This window comes from Mesorhizobium sp. WSM4806 (assembly GCF_055811635.1).
In genome coordinates this window covers 33926-57839 of the sequence record NZ_JBVVQZ010000028.1, presented here as the reverse complement: position 1 = coordinate 57839, position 23914 = coordinate 33926, and the positions used below count along the sequence as shown (strand labels likewise).

Annotated in this window: 26 protein-coding genes; 13 read left to right on the top strand and 13 right to left on the bottom strand. The window is 64.4% G+C overall.

Annotation, left to right across the window (positions count from 1 at the left end; all coding sequences use genetic code 11):
- Positions 1–451: 451 nt before the first annotated feature.
- From AC0L2M_RS31470 to AC0L2M_RS31455, 4 genes are all read right to left on the bottom strand, one after another.
- Positions 452–814, bottom strand: a complete 363-nt coding sequence (locus AC0L2M_RS31470; RefSeq protein WP_023799062.1) for an SPW repeat protein — start codon at positions 812–814, stop codon at positions 452–454.
- Between the two features lie 140 nt (positions 815–954).
- On the bottom strand, positions 955–1176 hold the full coding sequence (locus AC0L2M_RS31465; RefSeq protein ID WP_023799061.1) for an alkylphosphonate utilization protein: 222 nt from the start codon (positions 1174–1176) through the stop codon (positions 955–957).
- Positions 1177–1532: 356 nt separating this feature from the next.
- Complete coding sequence (locus AC0L2M_RS31460; protein WP_027154287.1) at positions 1533–1760, bottom strand: hypothetical protein; 228 nt, start codon at positions 1758–1760, stop codon at positions 1533–1535.
- Between the two features lie 249 nt (positions 1761–2009).
- On the bottom strand, positions 2010–2273 hold the full coding sequence (locus tag AC0L2M_RS31455) for a hypothetical protein (RefSeq protein WP_023799059.1): 264 nt from the start codon (positions 2271–2273) through the stop codon (positions 2010–2012).
- 289 nt (positions 2274–2562) lie between these two features.
- Here AC0L2M_RS31455 and AC0L2M_RS31450 point away from each other — a divergent pair, with 289 nt between their 5' ends.
- Together AC0L2M_RS31450 and AC0L2M_RS31445 are read left to right on the top strand one after the other, a co-directional pair.
- Positions 2563–3492, top strand: coding sequence for a hypothetical protein (locus AC0L2M_RS31450; RefSeq protein WP_473536869.1), 930 nt, complete (start codon positions 2563–2565; stop codon positions 3490–3492).
- A 205-nt stretch (positions 3493–3697) separates the two neighbouring features.
- Positions 3698–5707, top strand: a complete 2010-nt coding sequence (locus AC0L2M_RS31445; protein WP_473536868.1) for an AI-2E family transporter — start codon at positions 3698–3700, stop codon at positions 5705–5707.
- A gap of 161 nt (positions 5708–5868) precedes the next feature.
- Here AC0L2M_RS31445 and AC0L2M_RS31440 read toward each other — a convergent pair whose 3' ends face one another.
- From AC0L2M_RS31440 to AC0L2M_RS31415, 6 genes are all read right to left on the bottom strand, one after another.
- Positions 5869–6807 carry a phosphatidate cytidylyltransferase gene (locus tag AC0L2M_RS31440; protein ID WP_473536866.1) on the bottom strand — a complete coding sequence of 313 codons (939 nt, stop codon included), beginning with the start codon at positions 6805–6807 and terminating at the stop codon, positions 5869–5871.
- Between the two features lie 6 nt (positions 6808–6813).
- Entirely contained in the window at positions 6814–7476 is a 663-nt protein-coding gene (locus tag AC0L2M_RS31435; RefSeq protein ID WP_473536865.1) for a lysophospholipid acyltransferase family protein, read from the bottom strand.
- 8 nt (positions 7477–7484) lie between these two features.
- Complete coding sequence (locus tag AC0L2M_RS31430) at positions 7485–7913, bottom strand: hypothetical protein (RefSeq protein ID WP_473536864.1); 429 nt, start codon at positions 7911–7913, stop codon at positions 7485–7487.
- A gap of 265 nt (positions 7914–8178) precedes the next feature.
- Positions 8179–9516, bottom strand: coding sequence for a phosphatase PAP2/dual specificity phosphatase family protein (locus AC0L2M_RS31425; protein WP_023799053.1), 1338 nt, complete (start codon positions 9514–9516; stop codon positions 8179–8181).
- A gap of 2 nt (positions 9517–9518) precedes the next feature.
- A complete protein-coding gene (locus AC0L2M_RS31420; RefSeq protein WP_473536863.1) occupies positions 9519–11300 on the bottom strand; it encodes a bifunctional alpha/beta hydrolase/class I SAM-dependent methyltransferase in 1782 nt (593 codons plus the stop codon).
- 30 nt (positions 11301–11330) lie between these two features.
- Complete coding sequence (locus AC0L2M_RS31415) at positions 11331–11933, bottom strand: CDP-alcohol phosphatidyltransferase family protein (RefSeq protein WP_023799051.1); 603 nt, start codon at positions 11931–11933, stop codon at positions 11331–11333.
- A gap of 238 nt (positions 11934–12171) precedes the next feature.
- Between AC0L2M_RS31415 and AC0L2M_RS31410 the strand changes: the two genes are divergently transcribed.
- The 6 genes from AC0L2M_RS31410 to AC0L2M_RS31385 are packed head-to-tail and all read left to right on the top strand — an operon-like array spanning position 12172 to position 18637.
- Positions 12172–13161, top strand: a complete 990-nt coding sequence (locus AC0L2M_RS31410) for a TIM barrel protein (RefSeq protein WP_473536862.1) — start codon at positions 12172–12174, stop codon at positions 13159–13161.
- Between the two features lie 34 nt (positions 13162–13195).
- Complete coding sequence (locus AC0L2M_RS31405; protein WP_473536861.1) at positions 13196–14254, top strand: sugar ABC transporter substrate-binding protein; 1059 nt, start codon at positions 13196–13198, stop codon at positions 14252–14254.
- 56 nt (positions 14255–14310) lie between these two features.
- A complete protein-coding gene (locus tag AC0L2M_RS31400) occupies positions 14311–15864 on the top strand; it encodes a sugar ABC transporter ATP-binding protein (protein ID WP_473536860.1) in 1554 nt (517 codons plus the stop codon).
- Positions 15861–16838 (top strand): ABC transporter permease, encoded by a 978-nt coding sequence (locus tag AC0L2M_RS31395; RefSeq protein ID WP_473536859.1) that lies wholly within the window; start codon positions 15861–15863, stop codon positions 16836–16838. Before AC0L2M_RS31400 ends, AC0L2M_RS31395 begins: the two co-directional genes overlap by 4 nt.
- A complete protein-coding gene (locus AC0L2M_RS31390) occupies positions 16835–17713 on the top strand; it encodes a MurR/RpiR family transcriptional regulator (protein WP_091598869.1) in 879 nt (292 codons plus the stop codon). Before AC0L2M_RS31395 ends, AC0L2M_RS31390 begins: the two co-directional genes overlap by 4 nt.
- A 33-nt stretch (positions 17714–17746) precedes the next feature.
- A complete protein-coding gene (locus AC0L2M_RS31385; RefSeq protein WP_473536858.1) occupies positions 17747–18637 on the top strand; it encodes a ribokinase in 891 nt (296 codons plus the stop codon).
- A 316-nt stretch (positions 18638–18953) separates the two neighbouring features.
- Here the strand turns inward: AC0L2M_RS31385 and AC0L2M_RS31380 are convergent, their stop codons facing one another.
- The gene (locus tag AC0L2M_RS31380; RefSeq protein WP_023799044.1) at positions 18954–19490 is read right to left on the bottom strand and encodes an Hsp20/alpha crystallin family protein; all 537 of its coding nucleotides are present in this window, start codon (positions 19488–19490) and stop codon (positions 18954–18956) included.
- 58 nt (positions 19491–19548) lie between these two features.
- Positions 19549–20013 (bottom strand): Hsp20 family protein, encoded by a 465-nt coding sequence (locus tag AC0L2M_RS31375; protein ID WP_023799043.1) that lies wholly within the window; start codon positions 20011–20013, stop codon positions 19549–19551.
- A gap of 246 nt (positions 20014–20259) precedes the next feature.
- Here AC0L2M_RS31375 and AC0L2M_RS31370 point away from each other — a divergent pair, with 246 nt between their 5' ends.
- Both AC0L2M_RS31370 and AC0L2M_RS31365 read left to right on the top strand, forming a co-directional pair.
- Positions 20260–20478, top strand: a complete 219-nt coding sequence (locus AC0L2M_RS31370; protein ID WP_023799042.1) for a hypothetical protein — start codon at positions 20260–20262, stop codon at positions 20476–20478.
- A 130-nt stretch (positions 20479–20608) separates the two neighbouring features.
- Complete coding sequence (locus AC0L2M_RS31365; RefSeq protein ID WP_023799041.1) at positions 20609–20857, top strand: DUF982 domain-containing protein; 249 nt, start codon at positions 20609–20611, stop codon at positions 20855–20857.
- A 108-nt stretch (positions 20858–20965) separates the two neighbouring features.
- Here the strand turns inward: AC0L2M_RS31365 and AC0L2M_RS31360 are convergent, their stop codons facing one another.
- Positions 20966–21253 (bottom strand): usg protein, encoded by a 288-nt coding sequence (locus AC0L2M_RS31360; protein WP_091598882.1) that lies wholly within the window; start codon positions 21251–21253, stop codon positions 20966–20968.
- Here AC0L2M_RS31360 and AC0L2M_RS31355 point away from each other — a divergent pair.
- The 3 genes from AC0L2M_RS31355 (at position 21252) to groL (ending at position 23636) form a co-directional block, all read left to right on the top strand.
- On the top strand, positions 21252–21476 hold the full coding sequence (locus tag AC0L2M_RS31355; RefSeq protein WP_473536856.1) for a hypothetical protein: 225 nt from the start codon (positions 21252–21254) through the stop codon (positions 21474–21476). The genes AC0L2M_RS31360 and AC0L2M_RS31355 overlap by 2 nt on opposite strands.
- A 153-nt stretch (positions 21477–21629) precedes the next feature.
- Positions 21630–21947, top strand: a complete 318-nt coding sequence (locus tag AC0L2M_RS31350) for a co-chaperone GroES (protein ID WP_023799038.1) — start codon at positions 21630–21632, stop codon at positions 21945–21947.
- A 57-nt stretch (positions 21948–22004) separates the two neighbouring features.
- Positions 22005–23636, top strand: coding sequence for a chaperonin GroEL (groL, locus tag AC0L2M_RS31345; RefSeq protein WP_023799037.1), 1632 nt, complete (start codon positions 22005–22007; stop codon positions 23634–23636).
- The last annotated feature ends 278 nt before the right edge of the window (positions 23637–23914 follow it).

Here is a 23914-nt window from a genome sequence, read left to right as displayed (position 1 = left end):
CAACATAAGTGGAAGTTTGCCGGGTGCAGTGCGGCATGCTCGTCGGCGCGTCCTCAGCGAAACGCCGCCAGCGCTGCCATCCGCATCCGCGGCGGCGGACTTTGGGCGGCGGGATTTTGGAGCACAAAAAGACAATTTGGCCGGGATACGGCGGGCGGAAGGCGTGCGAATTTGACTGGCGTCCGCTCTGTCTGTTCGTTTTAGCCGCATTTCTGCAACGCCAAGATTCCTCTTGGCTGCAAAAATACTCTAGCGGGCCCGATCTCAGGCTTTAGAAGGAGCCCGCCGCTCGCGCGCCGCGCTCCTCCCCCTAAAGCGCCTCGCGTTCGAAAGGAAATCGACGCGCTTTAAGTCTTTGTTTCTGTGCCTGTCGTTACCCCCAAAACCGCTGCGCACCCTCGGGTCAGGCCCGAGGGCATGCTTTTGGGCGACAAGCATCAGTCGTCACCGATCACGCATGCGCTGGCGGATGATGACGGGAGTCCCAGACTGCCCAGGCCGATGCCGCAACCACCAGCACGCCGAGGACAACGTGGGTCGCCATTGCGTTGGCGTTTGCCACGAAGCCGAGCAGCCAGGGCGACGCGATCAGCCAGAGCCCGACGACAAGGTTCACCCACTCTTCCCATTCGGCGAATACTGAAAGCGCCGCGAGCGCCAAGGCGCCGAGCACGACCGCGGCAATCCAGGCGTTCCAGGCAGCAGCGGTTTCAGCAGCGAAGCCGATAACCCAGGGTGAGATGAACAGGCATGCCGCAAGGATCAGGTTGATCCAATCCTGGGCCTTCTTTCCTTCCATCAGATCGTTTGCCATGACAACCTCCACAGATGAAGCTTGACCAAAGCACTACGTCGCGTGCAACGCACGCTTAGTCATTGATATATCGCAGTTTCGCGCGCTTTCAAGGAGTGGCGCCGGGGGCGGCCGGTTACGCACCTGAGTGCCGGGCGCGATCACGCCTTTTTCAGGAACTCGGTCTTCAGCACCAGGCCCTTGACCTGCTTGGTGCTGCACTCGATCTCGCCGGGATTGGCGGTGAGGCGGATGTTCTTCACCAGCGTGCCGCGCTTGATCGTCTCCGACGTGCCCTTGACCTTCAAATCCTTGATCAGGGTGACGGAATCGCCCTCGTTCAACTGGGCGCCGTTGCTGTCTCTTGCGATCGCGTCTGTCATATCAGGGTCTTTCATCGAAGGGGATAGCGGACTATCCGGCGGATGGCGGCAAGGTCAAGCGTGGTGGCAACTGTGCCATCGCTGGCGCGTGAAGCGGGCAGGGCACCCTTGTTGCTCATGCCAGGAGGCCGTATCGCCCGTCGAAGTCGGCGATGCCTCGTGGTTGAAGCCGATTTCACCGGAAGGTGGAGGATCACAGCCTGGCGCGCCGCCGGCTAAGCCTGTCGATCAAGTGGCCTGTCGAACAAATGACTTGTCGAACAGGTGACCTGTCGAAATGCGGACCCGTCGATCGCGGACACCGCAAGCGGCGTACGGCCGGTTAAAGATTGAGCCCCACAACGGATGGAGGGACTCTAGAAATTGAAATAGATCGCCGGCGGATACAGACTGGATCCATTGTTGTCGGCTGGCGCCGCCGTCGCATCAGACGACGTGATCCCGCTGGTGGACTTGTTGTCGAGCGGAGGCCGGTTTTTCTCGGCTGAGGACGCTTTGGCATCGGTGGCAACGGCTTTCGTCTTGGCCTCCACGGCTTGCGAAAGTGCGAGCACGGTGAGAAGTGCAGACAGGGCAAGTTTCATGACGAGGTCCCTCCATGGTTAACGTAAGGTTAACCGCGGCCGCCGGCCCGAACACGGCCGCTGTGTGGAAGGACGTGGAATTCTCCGGAATTTCTGGAATATTAGCTTGTGGAAAAGTACAATGTGAGCAGTTGCCGGCACGTGTAGGCTTGCAGCCGCATCAGGCCGAAGCTTGGAGCGGCCGCGACAGAACCCAGACATCCAGTTGCGCTTGGCCGCTCAATGTCGCGGCCAACGCTGGTGTTAAGATCAATCCCTGAAGCCGTTCGAGTCGAGCAGGGCGACCTGCTTGCCGTCGATGAAAAAGCGTATCACGTGCGCGCCGCCGTCGACTTCGATGCGCGTCGGATCGATGACCGGCGCCGCAGGAGCCGCCTTGCCATATGTCGCTGCCGCGCGCGAGCCGGCAGCGGCACGCGACGGTCCATCCGGCCCGAAGGTCAGCAGCAGCAGTGCAGCGGATCCAGCCGCAACCGCGGTGAAAGGGATTTTGGGGGAGGCAATCCAGGACATCGAATTATTCCTTCCTTGTTGAGGCGGCATCTACGCTGGTTTGTGCCGGTGCCGAGAGCTCGGCTTCGCCGTCGTTCAAATGACTGAGGAAGGGTGTTGGTATTCAGGCCTAAATAGCGTGAGTTTCATAACTTGCCCCTGCCCTGCGCGACCTTAGCGCCGCCCGGCGGGGCGAAAAGCGCAGGCGCGTGGAGGGGCGTGGAATTCTCCGGAATTTCTGGAATATTGGCTTGTGGAAAAGTATAGCCGGCGCGTGCTATCCTCGCGGCGGCATAAAGGGGCGGGTAGGATGGCACAGCATATCGCGCAGAAATTGCGGCTGACCGCGGCCGTGCTGGGGACCGTCACCCGCAAGGACCTTGCGGCGGCGTTCCGGGGCGTCAACCCGAAGACGGCGTTCGACCTCGGCCGCGCCGATAAATGGCTGCAGGGGCGCTCCCAGCCACGCGAGCTCAGCGTCTACGACGACTGGACGAAGCTGCTCAAGCTGGAGCAGCCCGGCGCCTGGATCGCCGAGAGCGACCTGCCAGGTTTTACCGCGGCGATCTGTGCCCGCCACGGCATCGACAGGGCCGAACTGGAGCGCCGCGCCAATGCGCATTTCGAAACCGCTGCCGGGCATGAGGAGCGGAGCCCTGGATTGGCCCTTGCCGGAACCTACGCCTGTTATTCCAGCGCCTTGTCGCCCTACTATCGCGGCCAGCTGATCAGGGGCAGCCTGTCGATTGAGGTCGGGCCGGGGGCGAACGGCCTGACCGCCGCCTATCGCGAGGCCTTGCCGACCGGGCAGCTGCTGCTCGGTGGGCAGATGACGTCGGCAAAACGCGGGCTTTATGCGCATCTGAAGGAAGCCAGCGGCGAGGCGCAATTCTTCTTGTGCCTGTTTCCGCACTCGCGGCCGGGAAGCGTGCTTGGCGGCTATTTGTGCGGCACCACCATCATCGGCCCGGAGCCGCAGCCGTCGCTGACCCGGATCCTGATGGTCCGCTTGCGCAATCCGGCGCCCCAGGCATGGGGCGGATATCTGCCGCCCGACGGATCGATCGCCGCCGATCTGGCATCGCTTGGCCTGTCCGTCGAGCAGACGGAAGCGGTTGACCGGCAGCTGGCGCAATTCCTCGTCGGAGACAGCGACGGCGGCGCCAGCCAGATCCCGCCGGCCGAGTTCCGCGCCATCGTCGACGTGTTCGACCGTCATTGGCTGAGCCATTCGTATTAAGCCTGACCTCGTCTTCTGCCTGTGCGGAACCGATCACCACGTCAGTTGTTTTGTCCGGCGACCAAAGCGCCCGTCCGGCTGTCCAGTTGGGCCGCAAAGCGCCGCCCTTGCCGATCGCGTCTTCGAACTCGCCGGCGCGAAGAAGCGAAAGTTGCACGCCGGCTCAATATGCCTGATCATGGCTATGGCAGGGTGGAGGCATCAAGTGGCGGCCAATCGGCGAAACGGCATGCATCCGTCGGAGCCCGGGCTGGTGGGCGTTGTTTCGGCTGCCATGGCCCTGCCGCGCATGTCGCTGCCCACCGTCGCGACCGTCGTGGCGGCGGTTGCGGCCCTGTATTTCGGGCGCGAGGTTTTCCTGCCGATCGCAATCGCGCTGCTGCTGACCTTTGCGCTTGCACCCTTGGTTTCGGCACTCAAACGGGTCGGCATTCCCCGTCTTCCTGCGGTCATCGCCAGTGTGCTGGGCGCATTCACCGTGCTTGCGCTGTTCTCCTTCATTGTCGCCACGCAGGTCAGCGAACTGGCGCAGAACATCCCGCTTTACCAGTCAAATATCCTGACCAAAGTCCGATCCCTGAAGGAGACCGGCGTCGGCGGCGGCGTCATCGCCAGGCTGAGCGAGGCGATCGAACGTGTTGGCCAGGAACTCGACAGGCAGGAAACCTCGCCGCCCGCCGCGGATCAGCCACGGCGCGAGCCGGTGCCCGTCGAGATCATCGCACGCGAAAGGCCGCTCCAGGTTCTGCAGAACCTGATCGGCCCGCTGATCAGCCCGCTGGCGTCGGCAGGCCTGATCGTCGTCGTCGTCATATTCATGCTGCTTGAGCGCGAGGACCTGCGCGACCGTTTCATACGCCTCGTCGGCTATGGTGATCTTCATCGAACTACCGAGGCGCTCCAGGATGCCGGCAAGCGGGTCGGCCGGTATCTTCTCATGCAGTTGGTCGTGAATATCGTCTATGCCATACCGGTTACAGCAGGGCTTTGGATTCTGGGGATACCCAATGCGCTGCTGTGGGGCTTGCTGGCGCTGGCGCTGCGCTTTGTTCCCTATATCGGCCCGATCATTGGTGCGCTGCTGCCGCTGTTCCTGGCGCTTGCCGTGGCGCCTGGCTGGTCGCTCGTGCTGTGGACCGCCGGTCTGTTCGTGGTCATGGAAATGATCACCGGCAATGTCGTCGAACCGTGGCTCTACGGTTCACGAACGGGGCTTTCGCCATTGGCCATCATCGTTGCGGCGATCTTCTGGACCTGGCTCTGGGGCCCGCTGGGCCTGGTCCTGTCGACGCCGCTCACGGTCTGCCTCGTCGTGCTCGGCAGGCACGTGCCGCAATTCGAATTCCTCGACGTCCTGTTCGGCAACGAACCGGTGCTCGAACCCCACGCCCGGCTCTACCAACGGCTGCTGGCCGGCGATCCAGAGGAAGCCACGGATCACGCCGAGGAGATGCTGGAGGAAAAATATCTGTTCGAATTCTATGACAAGGTCGCCATTGCCGCACTGCTGCTCGGCGAGCAGGATCGGGTGCGCGGCGTCATGGGCGATGAGCAAAGACGGCGGGTGGCGGCCAGCGCGCAGATGCTGGTGGCGAACCTCGACGACAGCGCACGGGAGGAAGCGGAGGAGGACGATGATCCGGCCACAGCCGAACCTGCGCCGGCGGACAAATACAAGGACAAGGACGGGGACAAGCAGGCTCAAGCGGAGGGCGAGGACGACACTGAGCTGCCGGATGGCACGGAGATGTCGGTGCTGTGTGCCGGCGGCCGCGGCGAACTCGACGATGCCGCCGCCGCCATGCTGGCGCAGGTGCTCGAAGTCCAGGGGGCGACGGTCTCGAAGGCGAGCTTTGCCGATATGGATCCGACTGGCATTCGCCGGCTCGAGCTCGACGCTGTCGACACCGTTGTGGTCGGATTCCTGAACCGCGACTCGGTCAAGCACGCCCGTTTTCTTGTTCGTCGGCTGAAACGTGCCAGGTCGGCGCTGCGGGTAGGGATCGTGTTCTGGTCGAAGGACGGCGACGACAAAAAGACAGAAGTCGAATGGACCAATGACATCAACGCCGATTTTGTGGCGTTTGGCATGGTCGAAGCCGTTCTGGGCGCATTGTCGAGCGATCCGCCGGTTGCGCTGAAGGTCGCTGCCAAGCGCCGCATGCGCCGCCGGCCGCGCCCGGCCAGGAAGGCGCCGCTTGCGGCTGCAAAGTAAGAGACCGTTTGGAAACTCTACTCTGGCGGCCATCTGATGGCGTTTTCTGCGCTTCCGGTGCTCACGGACCCAAATGTCCGCTGCGCTCCGGTTCTCGAAACCACCACCATATGACTCACCGGAGCGACTTTCGAAACAGCCTCTGAGGTCGTAGCTCGCCCTCACGTCCAGAAATAGCGCACCGTGTGAAAGAAAACCGGGGCGGCGAAGACCAGGCTGTCGGCGCGGTCCATCATGCCGCCATGGCCCTCGATCAGATGGCCCCAGTCCTTCACCCCCTGGTCGCGCTTGATGGCGGAGGCGACCAGCCCGCCGAGGAAGCCCATCAGGCAGGCGATGAAGGCGACGCCCGCCGCCTGCAGCGGCGAAAACGGCGTCAGGAACGACAGCAGCGCGCCAAGCAGGCTCGACGTCGCCAGCCCGCCGACCAGCCCTTCCCAGGTCTTCGACGGCGAAACCTTCGGCGACATCAGGTGCCTGCCGAACAGCTTGCCAAAGATGTATTGCAGCACGTCGCTGCCTTGCACGGTGATGATCAGGAAAGCGACCAGCAACAAGTTGCGGCCTTCGAAGCCGGGCACGTCGAGAGTCAGCAGCGCCGGCACGTGGCTGACGCAGTAGACCGAGATCATGACCGCCCATTGCTGCGCCGAGATGCGCTCGAGAAAGCGCTCGGTGTCGCCGTGCAGCGCGGTGATCGCCGGCATCAGCAGGAAGCAGTAGACCGGGATGAAGATGGTGAACAGGCCGTACCAGGCGGTCCATACCAGCCAGTACTGGAATGGGATGATGAGGCCGAACATGCCGAGCAGCACCCAATGGTCGCTGCGGCGGCTGTGCGTCAGCGTCACGAATTCGCGCAAGGCGGCAAACGAGATCAGCGCGAACAGGATGGTCATGCCGGCGCGGCCGAAGAAGAAGGCGACGGTGATCGCCACCACCATCACCCACCAGGCGTTGATGCGCTGGTTGAGGTTGACCAGCGTCGACGACAGCGGCTTCGGCGCGCGCCACGACAGGATGCCGGCAACCAGGCTTGCCGTGGTCAGCACAGCAGTGAGGCCGACAACCATGATAAGGGTCTCGTGCATCATTGGCATCGTGTTCTAATCGCCTCTTAGCGGGCGTGGGTTCAGCGCCAGCAGCGTCTCGCGGGCGCGGTCGAGAAAGGCGCGGCGTTCCTCGCCGGGCGCAATGGCGATCGGCGCGCCGAAGACCACCCGGCAGAGCAGCGGCACCGGCACGAACTGGCCCTTGGGCAGCACCCGCGACATGTTCTCGATCCAGCACGGGATGAGTTCGACGTCGGTCCGCGCCATCGACAGATTGTAGAGGCCGGAGCGGAACGGCAGCAGCGGCTGGTCGGTCATGTTGCGCGTGCCCTCGGGGAAGATGATCAGCGAATGGCCCTCGTCGAGCACCGACAGCATGACCGAGATCGGGTTCTGCGCCTCATCGGTCCACTGCCGGTGGATCAGCACGGAGGACAGCATGTCCTGCGCGATGAACCGGCGCAGCCGCGATTTTCCCCAATAGTCGGCGGCAGCGACCGCATGGGTGCGGGCGCGCTGCTTCTCGCTGAGGCAGGCCGACAGCAGGATGAAATCGCCGTGGCTGGCATGATTGGCGAAGTAGATGCGCTGCCGGTCCGACGGCTGGCTGCCGTTCCAGATCGGCCGCACGCCGGTCACCGCCCAGGCCAGCGCCGACAGGCCGACCGAGGTCACGGTCTGCAGCAGGGTGAAGCTCCTTGTGCCGAGCCTGCTCATCGTCGGGCTCAGAAAGACAAGGCGACGAGCGACGCCGCCACGAACAGGCCGAGTGCGATGCGCTGCTTCATCAGCAGGCGTTGCGTGCCCGCGATGCGCCGGTCGAGCGAGCGGATGCCGGCAGCGGCCGGTTTGACGCGCATGCGCGCCAGCACGTCGTCTACCGAGGCACCGCCGGCGGCCTCGCTGATGTGGCTGGCCATCAGCCAGAACAGCAACGCGTCGAAGGCAAGCAGGGCCGAGACGGCGAGAGTGACCACGCCGCTCGCTGCCGCGACCAGCCACGCCGCCGCCGCCAGCGTGGTCGCCTGCGGCTGCGCTGCCACGGCAATGACCGGCGCGGCCGCCAACGCGGCCAGCACAAAAAACAGCGGCCACACCGCCTGCGTCATCAACCCGACGGCGAACGCTTCGGCCTTGTCTCGATGGGCACTCATGCCGGAATAATCGCTTCAGGTTTGGTGCCGCCCTTTTCCAAATGCTTGCGCCGCCCCTCATCGCCCTGCCGGGCACTTCTCCCCGTATAGTGACGGGGAGAAGAGGCTGGCCGCAGTGTCGGCGCCATTTCTAAAACGCTGGTGATTGGCGAAACCGCTGATAACGGCACCCCTCTCCCCGTCACTATACGGGGAGAGGATGCCGGCAGGCAGGTGAGGGGCAGCGCCGACTTTGGCAAGTGGCTTCGTCTATTGCTCGAACTGTTCATGCCGGCTCGTCCATCGCGATCCGAAGATGCACCGGCCGGCCCGATGCTGCGAGCTTGGTTCGCGCTTGCGCCAGCGTGTCGGCGCGGCCGGTGGCAACCAGCCAGGCGGCGACGGCGCCGGCGCTGCGCTGGAAGCCGAGCGCGCAGCAGACAAGCACCGTGCCGTAGCTGCGCGCGTCCTCGATCGCCGCCACCGCTTGCGCCTGCGCCTCGGGCGAGGGCGGCAAAAGATCGACCATGGCGACAGCCGTCCAGCGGCAGGCGACGCCGCGCGGCCGCTCCAACTCGCCGGCAAGGTCGATCACCGTGCCGAATGCGCCAGCCTCGGCGACGGTGGGAAAGCGGCCGAGGAAGACACCGTCGGCAATGGCGACATGCGGCGGCAGCTTGCGCGTCCATATCCATGCATTGATCGTGGCGCCAAGCCGGTGGGGCAGCAGCAAGACACGGCTGGCCAGCGAGACGCTGCCGTCGGCCGTTTTCTGGAACACTTTGGCGCCGGCTCCGGCATAGGCGAAGGCAACGATGGCCAGCGCCAGCGCCGGCCACAGCAGGATGAGCCACAGCGCCAAAACGAAGGCGCCGGCAGCGGCGCCGGCAAGCGCCAGCGCTGCAACCAGCGCGTAGAACAGCGCCAGCCGCCGCGCGCCGGCATCAGCGGTCAGCCGGAAGCCGGCGAACGGCAATTCGCCGTGGCGCGGAAACAGCCACAGGGCGAAGAAGCCGAGCAAAGCGCCGGTCGGGATATCGATGACATGGTGCTGCCACGTCGTCAGCACCGAGGCGCCGATCAGCAAACACCAGGCATGCCAGACGACGCCGGCCATGCCTTTCAGCCGATAGCGCCAATGATCCCAGATGATGACCAGCAGCGCGATGTGCAGCGACGGCGCCTGGTTGAACGGCTTGTCGAAGCCGCCGAGGACCGCGAACATGAAGCCTGGCAGGCCCGATGTCTGCGGCCGCACGAAGGTCGCCGTCAGCGGGAACAGGATGAAACAGGCGACGGCGACGATCTGCGCCGTCAGATAGCGGCCGGCAAGCCGATCGACGCCGCGCTTGGTATCGTTGAGCAGCAGCGACAGGCCGTAGAACAGATTGATCGACCAGTAGGGCACGATCGTCCAGGCGATGAACGGGATGTTGTGCTCCCAGGCGAAGACGATGCTGCCGACATCGTCGCGCTGCGACGCCAGCCAGTTGGCGAAGCCGTAGCTCGCGTAGAAGAACGGCGCCAGAAAGACCAGCCACAGCGCCGCCCGCAGCGCGATTCCAGCGTACGGCTCGCGCGCAGGGGCAGAAGGGGCGGCAGGGCCAAGGACAGGCAAGACCATGCTCAGACGCGCCGCGCGACCGATATGGTGAAGATCCCCCACTGGTCGATGCGCTGGTCGAGCTTCTCGAAGCCGGCCGCCGCCACCAGCTGGTCCATCTCGCCTTGCGTGCGCCGGCGCATCACCCAGGCCTGGCCGCCGCGATGCGAGGTCAGGCTGCGGGCGATCATTTCGAGCTGCGGATGCCAGGGCTGGTTGGTGTAGACAAGCAGGCTGCCGGGCTGCATCGCCCTGGCCAGCCCGCCGAGCGAGCGGATGATCATGGCGTTGTCGGCAAACAATTCGTAAAGCCCGGAGACGATGGCCAGGTCCGGCGCCGGATCGAGCCCGGCAAGCATCTCGGCGTCGAAGGCGTCGGCCTGGTGGAACGAGACATCGGTCGGCAGGGGCCGCTCGGCGATCAGCTTGCAGCCGAGCGAAACGTTGAGCTCGGAAAAATCCTGCAACCGAACGCTGGCCGGCGGCTCGGTGCATTTGGCGACGGCGTCGAGCACGTAGCGGCCGTGGCCGGCAGCGATATCGACGATATGGACCGTGCGGCCGGCGGCCTTCAGCGTGCGAGTGGCGCTGCCGATCAGCTCTTCGAGATGCAGCTTGCGCTGGCGGATGCCGCGCCAGCCGATGGCGTCGAGAAAGGTGCGGTCGATCATGCGGCCGAGCGGACCGGCGCCCCGCGCCTGGTTCTCATAGACGTAGTCGAGGGTCGAGCCGGAATCGAAGCCGGTGGCGATCCCGGTCTTCATGCCTGACGACAGCCAGGCGCCCGCGCGGATCGAGGCGCGGCTCATTGCCCAATAGAGGCCTTTCGGTGACAGCAAAGCGAGCGGCGAGGCCAGCCGGTCGGCCTCGTCGCGTGTGTAGCCAACGCGGTCGGCCGCGGTCAGGTCGACGGACTTCTGTGGCGTCGAGAACTGTCTTTCGAGGAACGGCTTGATCAGGTCGAGTGCCTTGCGGCGGTCGCGTTCGCCCAGCGTGTCGTGGAAGAAGCCGGGCAGCACATGCCGCTGCTTGGCCGGGCTGGCGAGATTGACGAAGAATTCGTGCTGCGGTCCATGCCGCACAACCCAGTCGCTGCCGGAGATCAGCAATTGCGTCGGCACGGTGATGGCGCGGGCATCCGAGACGATGCGGGCGGCGTGGTCGTAGAGCTCGACCAGGATGTTGGAAGAGATCGGCCGCGTGATCAGCGGATCGGCCTCGAAGGAGGCGATGCGCTCGGGGTCATGCGTCAGGAACTTGGCCTTGACGTAGGAATTGACGAAGAAGCGGCCCTTGATCTTCTGCCACAGCGCAATGCCTTGCTTGGCGAAAGGCACGTAGAGCTTGACCGAGAAGGCCGGCGAGGCCAGTACCAAGGCGCGAATCTGCGGTGCATAATCATGCACCCAGGCGGCCGCGAGCACCGCGCCGAAAGATTGCGCGATCAGCGCGATGTCGCGCTGGGAAAAACCGTCTCTGCCAATCTCGCGCACCAAACAATCGATGTCGCGCACAAGTGCGGCAAAAGACGGCGCATAGCCGCGCTCGCCGGCCGAGCGGCCATTGCCGCGCGCGTCCCAGGCGTAGAAGGCATGGCCGGGCATATCGAGTTCGTCGACCAGATGAGCCATGCGGCCGCCGTGCTCGTGGCCGCGGTGGAACAGCACAACCGCGCCCTTGGCGGGTTGCCCGACCGCCGGCCAGTAGCGGTAGAAGATCTCGGTGCCGTCATGGCTGCGGAAGGTGCGCTCCTGCGCCACCCGCTGCTCAACTGCGGAAGCAGCAATCGTCGGTTCATGAAGCATGTTTTTCCCCAGGCGGATGCGTCCGGAATTTCAGTCGCCGCTCCCGTTAAGGCCGCTGCGTATCCGGTTGATGGCGGTCACCAGCGAGAGTGTAGCCATTGCCGGAAACACGAACGGCGTGATCGCGTCCACCCACAGGCCGCAGGCGACGAGGACGGCGACGATGCCGAGCGCCAGCGCCCGATCGCTCTTGCCGAACGGCCCGGCATAATTGCGCCCGCTGCCTGCCGCGATGCCAAGCACGCCGGCGAACTCCACAAGCACTGCTGTGACGGCAAAGGCGACGACGCCCCAGGCAGGGAAGAGAGCGGCAAAGGCCAGGATCAGCGCCAGGTCGGAGACGGCGTCGCAGAGCTCGTTGAGATACATGCCGAGTTTTGAGGCCTGGCCATGTTCGCGCGCAAGCATGCCGTCGATGGCGTTGAGCGCCATGCGCGCAAACAGCACCACCGGCATCAGCAGGAAGACCGCGCGATGGCCGGCAAGGGCCGCGACCACAACGCCGGTGGCAACCGACAGGGCGGCAGCCAGCAGCGTGATCTGGTTGGCGGTGACGCAGGCCCCGGCCAGCCGGTCGGCGAGCGGCCGCAGTCTGGCCTGGAAGGCCGGTTTCAGCGCATAAAGCGTCGGCATGTGCGAACCCCCCGGCCGCGGTGCAACTGCGGCGAGGATGATCGATTGGCGCGCAAGACGCAAGGGCGACGAGCGGTTGTAGAGGGTTACGATCAGCAGCGCCCGCCCGGAACCTTACCATGCGCAGGCCTTACGGTTTGGCGGCGCCGCCTCAAGGTCGAATTCCCTAGAGCCCTCAAATGAGAACTTTACAAATACTCAAAAATATGTGAAGTTATGTCCACCAAAAGGGTCATCCATGACAGCCAGTCGTTTCGCCACACGCCTCAATTCCTTTGCCTCGCGGCCGCAGGCCGAATGGCCGGATCTTGTCGGCAAGCCGTCCATGCTGCAGATGGCGGCGCGAGCGGCGAAGGTTGCGGGGCTGACCGACCTCGACCTCAACTTTCCCGATCATGTCGATGAAAAACCTGCGGAAATGGCACAAAAACTCGGCGATCTCGGGCTTTCCATCAATGGTTTTGCCATGCGCTACTACTCCAATCCCGCCTTCAAGCTCGGCGCCTTCACCAATCCGGATCCGGCAGTTCGCCGCGAAGCCATCGACCTGACCAAGGCCGGCATCGACGCCGTGCGTGAGGCGGGCGCCAATCTGATGACGCTGTGGCTCGGCCAGGATGGCTTCGACTATGCCTTCCAGGCCGATTACGCGACGCTATGGCAACACGAAATTGATGGTATTCGTGAAGTGGCAGCGCATGATCCCGACTGCCTGATCAGCCTGGAGTACAAGCCCAACGAGCCGCGTTCCTACAGCCTGATGCCCGACGCGGCGACGACATTGCTGGCGATCCGCGAGATCGGCCTGCCCAATCTCGGCGTGACGCTCGATTTCGCCCATGTGCTCTATGCCGACGAGCAGCCGGCCTTTGCCGCAGCACTTGTGGCGCGCCACAGCAAACTCTTGGGCGTGCATCTCAACGACGGCTATGCCAAGCGCGACGACGGCCTGATGGTCGGCGCAGTGCACACGCTGCAGACGATCGAGCTGCTCCGCCAGATCCGCCGCGACGGCTACGCCGGCGCCATCTACTTCGACACCTTCCCCGACATGACCGGCCTCGATCCGGTCCACGAATGCGAAGTCAACATCGCCACGGTCAAGCGCATGCTGCGCGTCGTCGACCGGCTGGAAAGGGACAACCGCCTGTCCACCGCCATCGACCGTCAGGACGCGGTCGCGTCGCAAGCCATCATCCAGGAAGCCATGCTCGGGCCGGAGAACTGAGGCCGGCGCCGTTTTCAACAAGGGAGGAAAGACCATGAAATTTCTGCTTGCCACCGCCACCGCTGCGCTGATGGCGCTGTCCATCGGCTCGGCCTTTTCGACCGACCTCGCGCCGCTCAATTCCGATACCGAGAAGGACCGCATCGACTGGTCGCAGCTCGAGGCCAAGTTCGGCGCGCTTCCCAAGCTGCCCGACGGCACCAGGGCGGGCGCCGTCTCCAAGACGCTGACCAACGAATACTGGCGCTCGCTGGGTGAAGGCTACAAGTCGTTCGGCGATCGCGTCGGCGTGCCTGTCGTCTACCAGGCGGCGCAGAGCGAGGGCGACCAGCTCGGCCAGCTGACAATCGCCGAAGGCCTGGTCACGCAGGGCTACAACGTGCTGCTCGTCTCGCCGCAGACCGACTCCAACCTGCAGCCAATCATGGAACAGGCCAAGGCCGCCAACGTGCCGGTGGTCAATGTCAACGACGCGGTCATCCCGCAGGCCGAGCACTATGTCGGCAATGTCCAGCGCGACAATGGGGTGCGCGTCGCCAAATGGTTCATCAAGAACTGGCCGGATGGCGGCAATGTCGCCATCGTCGAAGGCCAGGCCGGAGTCTATGCCGCAGTCCAGCGCACCGATGGCTTCAAGACCACGATCACCGAAGCCGGCAAGTTCGAGGTCGTCGCCAGCGTGCCCGGCAACTGGGACCGCCAGACCTCCTTCGACGCTGCCAGCAACATCCTGCAGCAGCACCCCGACCTGATCGGCTTCTATGCCAACAATGACGGCATGGCACTGGGCATCGTCGAGGCGGTCAAGGCCGCCGGCCTGCAGGACAAGGTCGCCGTCTTCGGCACCGACGGCATCTCCGACGCCTATGCCTCGATCCGCGCCGGCGAACTGACCGGCACCGTCGACAGCTTCCCGGTGCTGACCGGCGAGGTGGCGCTGGAATCGGCGCTGCGGCTGGTGGCCGGGCAGAAGCTGCCGCGCGTCGTCGCCACGCCGCAGGCGCTTATCACCAAGGACAATGCCGACCGCTATTCCGGCGCCGGCGACGCCGTGCGCAAGGCGCTGCTCGAGGACGCGGCAGCGGGCAATTAAGGGCAGGACTGCGGGTGCCGGCCGGGCTGGCGCCCTTTGCCTGGAGAATAGAGCCAATGTCTGTCCCGCGGCTGCAATTCGAGGGCATTTCCAAGGTGTTTCCGGCGGTGCGAGCGCTGAGCGATGTGTCCTTTTCCGTCGGCGCCGGCGAAATCCATGGCCTGCTCGGTGAGAACGGCGCCGGCAAATCGACGCTGCTGCGCATCCTGTCGGGGGTCTACAGGCCGACCGCCGGAAGCGTGCTGATCGACGGCAGACCGGTGGCGCTGAACAATCCGGTCGCGGCGCGCGCCGCGGGCGTCGCCATGATCCATCAGGAATTGCAGCAGGTGCCGCATCTCAGCGTCGCCCAGAACATGTTCCTCGGCCATCCGCTGACGCGCGGCGGCATCTTCGTCGCCCGCCGCGAGCAGGAACGCCGCGCCGCGGAAGCCCTTGCCGCACTCGATCCGACCATCGATCCGGCAGTCCCGCTCGGCAGCCTGAAGGTTGCGCAGCGGCAGATCGTCGAGATCGCCCGGGCGCTGCTCGATCGGGCGCGCGTCGTGGCGATGGACGAGCCGACATCGAGCCTGACGCCGAGCGAGTTCGAGCGGCTGGCCGAAGTCATTGCCGGGCTGGCGCGCGACGGCGTCGCGGTCGTCTATGTCTCGCACAAGCTGGACGAGGTGTTCGGCATCTGCCAGCGCGCCACAATCATGCGCGACGGCGTCGTGGTCGGATCCGTCGATCTGGCGCAGGTGTCGGAAAAAGCCGTCGTTTCGATGATGGTCGGACGCGAGCTCGCCCAGGAACAGCACCGCTCGCACGCCTCCAGCGAGGTCAGGCTGAGCGTGCGTGGCCTCGCCTCGGCAACCAAGGTCCATGACGTCTCGTTCGACCTGCACCGCGGCGAGGTGCTGGGCATTGCCGGCCTGGTCGGCTCGGGCCGCACCGAACTGCTGCGGCTGCTGGCCGGCGCCGACCGCGCCTCGTCGGGCAGGGTCGAGATCGACGGCAAGGCGATAAAACTCGCCAGTCCGTGCGAAGCCATCGCCGCCGGCATCGGCCTGGTGCCGGAGGAGCGCAAGCGCGAAGGCATCGTGCCGCTGCGGTCGATCTCCAGCAATATGGCGCTGGCCTCGATGGGCGTGTTCGCACCGTGCGGCGTCATCGATCACCCCAGGCTGAAACGGGTCGCGGCCGAGAAGATGAAGCGGGTCAATTTGCGCCCGTTCCTGCTCGACCGGCCGATCCGGCTGTTCAGCGGCGGCAACCAGCAGAAGGCGATCATCGGCCGCTGGCTGGCGGCGGGAACGCGCATCCTTTTGTTCGATGAGCCGACGCGCGGCATCGACGTCGGCGCCAAGGCGGAGATCTACCATTTGATCGAGGAGCTCGCCGCCGAAGGCCATTCGGTCGTCGTCGTGTCGTCCGAGCTTCCCGAGGTGATCCGGCTCGCCGACCGCGTGCTGGTCATGCGCGACGGCACGGTCGCCGCCGAACTCGACCGGGCCGATCTCAGCGAACAGGCGATCGCGGCGCACGCCATACCCCAATCGGAGACGCAAGGCCGGCAAGGCGCAAGGCCATCGGGCCGGCAAGGCATAACGGACAGGACCAGCGTATGACTGATGTAACCGAACACACAGCAGCGCGCCCACGGGCTGAATTCCTGCACCGGTTTTCGCTGCGCGATGCCGGCACGCTGATCGGCCTGGTGGTGATCCTCGCCGTCTTCGGCGCGCTGGTCCCGGGCTTCTTTGCCGAGCGCAACTTGATCAACATCCTGCAGCAGTCGAGCATCAACGCCTGCCTGGCGTTGGGCATGACGCTGGTGATCATCTCGGGCGGCATCGATCTGTCGGTCGGGCCGACGGCAGCCCTTTCGGCCGTCATCTCGGCCTCGATGCTGATTGCCGGCGTGCCGTTTCCGCTGGCCATCGCCGCCGGCTTCGCTATCGGCCTCGTCTGCGGCCTGCTCAATGGCGTGCTGGTCGCCTATGTCGGGCTGCAGCCTTTCATCGTCACACTGGGAACGCTCAGCATCTACCGGGCGCTGGCGCTGATCTATACCGGCGGCAATCCGGTGCTCGGCCTGCCTGCCGGCTTCCGCGCCATCTTCAACGGCTCGCTGTTCGGGCTGCCATTGGCGGTCATCATCGTGGCCGTGGTCGCGCTGATCGCCTGGATCATCCTCAAGAAGACGCCTTTCGGCGAATATCTGCTCGCCGTCGGCGGCAATGAGGAGGCAGCCTACATAGCCGGCGTGCCGATCGCTCGCACCAAGATCGCCGCCTACATGATCTCGGGCCTGCTGGCGGCCCTTGCCGCGCAGATCCTGATCGGACGGCTGGGTGCCGCCGAACCCATTCTCGGCAATCTCTGGGAGCTCGATGCCATTGCCGCGGCGGCCATCGGCGGCGCCTCGCTGATGGGCGGCAAGGGCAGCGTCGTCGGCACCATCCTGGGCGCCGTCATCCTCGGCACCATGCGCAACGGCCTGACGCTGATGAATGTCCAGTCCTTCTATCAGCTCTTGGCAACTGGCCTTATAATCCTCGCCGCGATGCTCATCGATCGCGTGACGAGGGGACGTGGATGACCTTGACCAGCCTGGATCTGAAAGCAGTAGGACCGCGGATCCGCATGATGATGCCGCATTTGACGCCGCTCGAGGCGAAGGTGGTGGAAACCGTGTTCGGACGGCGCGGCTTCGACGAGACCATTCCGCTCAAGCAGATCGCCGAAGAAGCCGGCGTGTCGGAGGCGATGGTGGTGAAGATCGCCAAGAAACTGGGCTTTTCCGGCTATCGCGACTTCCGCACCGCGGTTTACGAATACAGCCGCCTGCCGACCGCCGAAATGCACCAGGAACTGTCGGTCGACGACAGTTCGGCCGAGATCGTCCAAAAAGTGTTCCGCACCTCGATCCAGGCGCTGGAGGAGACGCTGGCGATCCTCGACATGGACGATTTCGACCGCGCCGCCGATCTTTTGTACCGCGCCAGGAACCGCGATTTCTATGGCGTCGGCGGTTCGGCGCAGATCGCGCGCGACGTCTCGCACAAATTCCTGCGCATCGGCATCCGCGCATCCGTCTACGACGATTCGCACATGATGCTGATGTCGGCCTCGCTGCTCGGCGCTGACGACATCGCCGTCGGCTTCTCGCATTCCGGCAACACCAGCGCCGTGATCGATGCCATCCATCTCGCCCGCAAGAGCGGTGCGCGGACGCTGGCGATCACCAATTACGACAACTCGCCGCTGGCCGCCGTCGCCGACATCGTGCTGTGCTCGACCGCGCAGGGCTCGCCATTGATGGGCGAGAACGCGGCGGCGCGCATCGCCCAGCTCAACATTCTCGACGCGCTGTTCGTCGCGGTGGCACAGCGCGACTACCAGGCGGCGGAGCGCAATCTCGGCCGCACGATGTCGGCGGTGACCTCGAAACGCCGGGACAAGGGCGGTTCATGAAAGATTGGGGCGGCTCATGAAAGATTGGGGCACATGACGGCTCCGCTGGTCACCGTGTTCGGCAGCCTGCATTACGACATCATGGTCGAAGCGCCTGACCGCCCGCGCAAGGGCGAAACCGTAACCGGCCATGCCTGGCAGCCGAAATGCGGCGGCAAGGGCGGCAACCAGGCGGTCTCGGCGGCGCGGGCCGGCGTGCGCTCGGCAATGATCGGCGCCGTCGGCGATGACGATTTCGGCCGCGCGCTTGTCAGCAATCTCGCGCGCCGCGGCGTCGACAGCCGCTTCGTGCGGGTCGCACCTGGCGCCGGCTCGGGCATGAGCGTGGTGATCTTCGACGCCGGCGGCGATTATGGCGCGGTGATCGTCTCGGGCAGCAATCTCACCTTGGGCGAGAAGGACATCGTGGCCGCGACCGAGATGGTTGCGCAAACGGCGGTGCTGCTGCTGCAGAACGAGGTGCCGGAAGCCGCCAACATTGCCGCAGCGCGGGCGGTGAAGGCGCATGGCGGCCGCGTCGTGCTCAACGCCGCCCCCGCGCGAAAACTGTCCGGCGAATTGATCGCACTCACCGATATCGTCATCGTCAACGCCATCGAGGCGGAATTCTTGGCCGGCGTTGCGGTCGTCGATACGCTCGAGGGTGCTGCCGAGGCGGCACGCATGCTGGTCGATTTCTACCCGGCCGCGATCGTCACGGCAGGCGGGGAGGGCGTTGCCTATTGCGGCCGCGACGGCCAGGCGTTCGCGCGGGCCGCCCTTCCGGTGAAGGTGGTCAGCACCCATGGCGCCGGCGACGAGTTCGTCGGCGCGTTCGCGGCAGGCCTTGCCCGCGGGCATCGGGTCGAGGCCGCACTTGCTGCCGCCAACGCCGCCGCGGCCTTGCTGGTCGCCACGCCGGAACGGCAGCGCGAGGCGATCTGAGACGGGTGGCTGCCTCCGCCCGCGATCGTGACACGAAGCGGATGGCGAGGACTTTTCACAGGCCGATAAAGCCGACGATTAATACGAAAGCCCGCCACCCCAAGGGATGACGGGCTCCGTAGCCTGTGCGCCAGGAACGCCACGGTAGCGACGCTGCTACTCAATGCTCCGTAGATACTCACTATGCGGCCTTCGCACCGTCAGGCGCATCGGCCGAACAAATGAAGCCCGTGCCTTTGGGCGGAGCGCGCGGGCCGATCGGGATGCAGCCCGATCTGCAGCCGGGCGCGGCTGGCGCGTCCGGCTGCCGATGTCGTCAGTGCTTGCTCTTGCCGGGGCTGGCGGCACTGCCACTGATGGCGATGCGCTTGGCTTTCGTCCGTGCGCGCTCCGTCTTGGGCAGCGTCACGGTGAGCACGCCGTTATGGAAGGCGGCGTTCACCTTGTCCTCCTCGACCTCGTAGCCGAGCGGGATGCGGCGCTCGAAGCGGCCGTAGAACCGCTCGGAGAACTGCCTGTCCTTGTCTTCGGTCTCGGAGCGCTTCTCGCCACGCAGCGTCAGCACGCCGTCATCGAGCATCACCTCGACGTCCTTTTCGTCCATGCCGGGAATTTCCGCGGTCACGCGGATCTCCTTCTCGCCGTCGGCGATTTCGACGCTCGGCCAGCTGCCGCGCGCCGACGAAAATCCGCTGAGCATCGGCATGCGCGTTTCGAAGCCGCGGAAGGCGTCGTCGATCAGGCGGTTCATCTCGCGATGCAACGCCATGAACGGGTCGCGGTCCTCGTCACGATAGAAGCTGGGAACCGGACTGTTCTCCCGGCCCCAGGGAATGAGATCACGAATAGCCATTGCTGTTCTCCTTTCTCGACTGGTTGTGTCAAAGGCGAACGCCAGAGATCGCCTTCGCTCAGGCGGCCTGCTTCGGCTTCTCGACCTGTCCGGCCTTCGGTGCGGCGTCTTGCTTGGCGATCGTGATGCGACGCGGCTTCATCTCTTCGGGCACTTGGCGCACGAGGTCGATCGTCAGCAGGCCGTTGTTGAGCGAGGCGCCGGTGACCGTCATGTGATCGGCAAGCTCGAAGCGCCGTGCGAACGGTCGCACCGGAAGGCCGCGATGGAGATATTCCACCTCGTCGTGTTCCTTGCGCTCGCCAGAGACGATGAGAAGGTTCGGCTCGTGGCTGATGTCGAGATCGTTCTCGGAAAAACCGGCGACGGCGATCCTCACCCGATAGGTGTTCTCGTCGCTTCGCTCGATGTCATAGGGCGGCCAGGTTTCAACTGCCTGCGGCGCGTTTTCCAGCAGGTTGAAGATGCGGTCGAAACCGATGCTCGACCGATAGAGCGGGGAAAAGTCGAATGCGGTTCTCATAGCTACATCCTCCATGGAGCAACATAGTACGAGGGACGCCAAAGAGCTTGGCGCTCCCTGGGTTCTGCCAGTCCCATTCGGCAACCGGCAATTTTCATTTGGTTATTGTCAGGCCGAAATCAAGACCCAGATTCTGTCCCGCTGCCAGAATTTTTGTTGCCGGATTGTACTGGCCCCGATTGTGCTGGCAATGCCGGTTTCAACCGTCGTTTGAGGGTCGCGCCGGCACGCCGCATGGAGGACATCATGACCATGACACGCGACGACATCATTTCGGTGCTGGGCCCGGTCGACGACGCCGTGATCGCCGACATCGCCTCGACCGGCGCGACGATCGAAGAGTTGCGCGAGGCCTTTGCCTGGGTCGGCGCCGATGAGGCGCTGGTCAACGAGGGCCGCCCGCTGCCGTCGGCAAGGGTGGCGACGCTGATCGGACTTCTCGAACCGCCGGACGACGACATATAGCGCCGGGTTTTGGCAAGCAGACTGGGAGATGGGGGAGGTCTTGAAGCGTGCAGCCATACGAACCATCTCGTCAGTCGGGCGCCGATCGGGCTGCCTTCCTGGTTATTCTCAAAAAGAAAAGGAGGAAGTGATGAACGACGTCTCATTTTCCGGGCCGATCACGCTGAAGCTCCAATCCGTCGGAGAGCGCAAGGTCGCCAGCAGCTGGGAAGCCATCGAATGCATGCAGCAATGGCCGGACCGGGCGCGCGGCCGCAACTGGCGCGCAGCCTATCGCGCCTGCCGCGACGCGCTCGACGGTTGGCGCACCGCCCGCGAGGCGCGCACCGCCTTCGTCAAGGCGGCGCGCACCGCCGGACTGCTGGTCACGGGACGTTAATCCACCTGAATATCAATCCACCTGAACGCCAATGAAACTGAAGCCGGGGCGGAAGCGCCGTGCTGCAGAGGCGACGCCTTTTATGAAAAGCGCCGCCTTTTTTCTATTTCACTGCAGCGTAATGACGCCGTCCACCGCCCGCCATTCGGAGGGCTGGATCAGACGGTGATGGGCGACGCGCACAGAATGCAGCGGGCCCTCGATCTCACGTTCCCAAAATTCGAGGAAATGCTTCAGCGTCGGGAAATCCGGGGCGATGTCGTATTGCTGCCAGATGAAGAGCTGGAGCAGGTCCCGATAGTCGGGAAGACGATAATGGATCTCTGCCGTCGTCAGGCCAAAACCCTGCATCTGGAGCCGGAACTCGTTGCTGACCTGGAACTCATTACCGACCATGCCCGTCTCCTTTCCGAACGATCAGGCGTCCATCCTCCGCGGGGGAAAACGCTTCCACTTCCTCATCGGTTCCGGCCGCCGGCAGACGGTGCCGGGATCGACGATGATGTCGGAAGGTTGCGCCCCGATTTCAAGCCGCATCCGTCGTTTCAAATCCTGGAATAGCGCCATTATTACAGCGCGTTATTACGGTGTGTTGGCACTCGACAACGGCGAGTGCTAAAATTTTTTCGGCGTCCTCTTGAAAGGCTGGATAGGCAGACTAATTCGATAGGCGCGTGATGCCTGAGCAGGGGTCGCGCACCGTCGCACCGACCCACTGGTCGGCTGCGAAGGGAGGTCCAAGAAAATCTGTTTGTCCTATGAGGAGAACGACATGGCGTTCCGTCCATTGCATGACCGTATCCTGGTCCGCCGCATCGAGGTCGACGAGAAGACCGCGGGCGGCATCATCATTCCTGACACAGCCAAGGAGAAGCCGCAGGAAGGCGAGGTCATCGCCGCCGGCCCCGGCGCGCGCGACGATAGCGGACAGTTGCAGCCGCTGGACGTCAAGGTCGGCGACCGCATCCTGTTCGGCAAATGGTCGGGCACCGAGATCAAGCTCAATGGCGAGGACCTGCTCATCATGAAGGAAAGCGATGTGCTGGGCGTGATTGAAATGACCGACCAGATAAAAAAGAAGGCCGCCTGAGCGGGGCCTGAACAAGCCATCAGTCAACGTAAGCTGCCTATTTGAAGGAGTTATCCAATGGCTGCCAAGGATGTGAAATTCCATACCGAAGCCCGCGAGAAGATGTTGCGCGGTGTCAACATCCTCGCCGACGCGGTGAAGGTGACGCTCGGTCCCAAGGGCCGCAATGTCATCCTCGACAAGTCATTCGGCGCCCCGCGCATCACCAAGGACGGCGTTACCGTCGCCAAGGAAATCGAGCTTGAGGACAAGTTCGAGAACATGGGCGCGCAGATGGTGCGCGAGGTCGCCTCGAAGACCAGCGACGTCGCCGGCGACGGCACCACGACCGCGACCGTTCTGGCGCAGTCGATCGTCCAGGAAGGCGCCAAGGCGGTTGCCGCCGGCATGAACCCGATGGACCTGAAGCGCGGCATCGACAAGGCGGTCGACGCCATCGTCGCTGAACTCAAGGCCAATGCCCGCAAGGTGACAAGGAACGACGAAATCGCCCAGGTCGGCGCCATCTCGGCCAATGGCGATGCCGAGATTGGCCGCTTCCTCGCCGAAGCGATGGAAAAGGTCGGCAATGAGGGCGTCATCACGGTCGAGGAGGCCAAGACCGCCGAGACTGAACTCGAAGTGGTCGAGGGCATGCAATTCGATCGCGGCTATCTCAGCCCTTATTTCATCACCAACCAGGACAAGATGCGCGTCGAGCTCGAAGAGCCCTATGTGCTGATCCACGAGAAGAAGCTGTCCAACCTGCAGGCCATGCTGCCGGTGCTCGAAGCCGCAGTGCAATCGAGCAAGCCGCTGCTGATCATCGCCGAGGATGTCGAAGGCGAGGCGCTGGCGACGCTGGTCGTCAACAAGCTGCGCGGCGGCCTGAAGGTTGCCGCCGTCAAGGCGCCGGGTTTTGGTGACCGCCGCAAGGCGATGCTGGAAGACATTGCCATCCTGACCGGCGGCACGGCCATCAGCGAGGATCTCGGCATCAAGCTCGAAAACGTCACGCTGGAGATGCTCGGCCGCGCCAAGAAGGTGCTGATCGAGAAGGAGAACACCACGATCGTCGACGGTGCCGGCCGCAAGGACGAGATCCAGGCGCGCATCAGCCAGATCAAGGCGCAGATCGAGGAGACCACCTCCGACTATGACCGCGAGAAGCTGCAGGAGCGGCTGGCCAAGCTCGCCGGCGGCGTCGCCGTCATCCGCGTCGGCGGCTCGACCGAGGTCGAGGTCAAGGAGCGCAAGGACCGCGTCGACGACGCCATGCACGCCACCCGCGCTGCGGTCGAGGAAGGCATACTGCCTGGCGGCGGCGTGGCGCTGCTCAGGGCAGCGAAGGCGCTCGACAATGTCGCCGTCGACAACCCCGACCAGAGGACCGGCGTCGAGATCGTGCGTCGGGCCATCGAGCAGCCGGTGCGCCAGATCGCCGAGAATGCCGGTGCGGAAGGCTCGATCATCGTCGGCAAGCTGCGCGAGAAGACCGAATTCGGCTATGGCTGGAACGCCCAGACCAATGAGTTCGGCGATCTCTACGCGCAGGGCGTGATCGACCCGGCCAAGGTGGTGCGCGCCGCTCTGCAGGACGCCGCGTCGGTCGCCGGCCTGCTGGTAACCACCGAGGCGATGGTGGCCGAGAAGCCGAAGAAGGAAGCTGCCGCACCGGCAATGCCCGGCGGTGGCGGCATGGACTACTAAGGTCAGGCCTCCAAAGCGAGGCTTCTGAACGGCAGATGGACCGTGTCCGCCAAAGCGGGCACGGTTTTGCCGGTCCGGGATTAATGCGGAGCAGGTGTTGCGATGGATGTGATGGACAGTTTTGGAAAGATCGCGGCGCCGACCCGCCCGAAGAACGATTCAACTATGAAACCGATTGCAGGGCGGCGCTGGCGCCCCTGGTCGACGGCTTGCTGGACATGGCCGAGCAGGCCGGCTGGGATCGCCGCAAGGCGGCCTATACGCTGATGTTCCTGTCG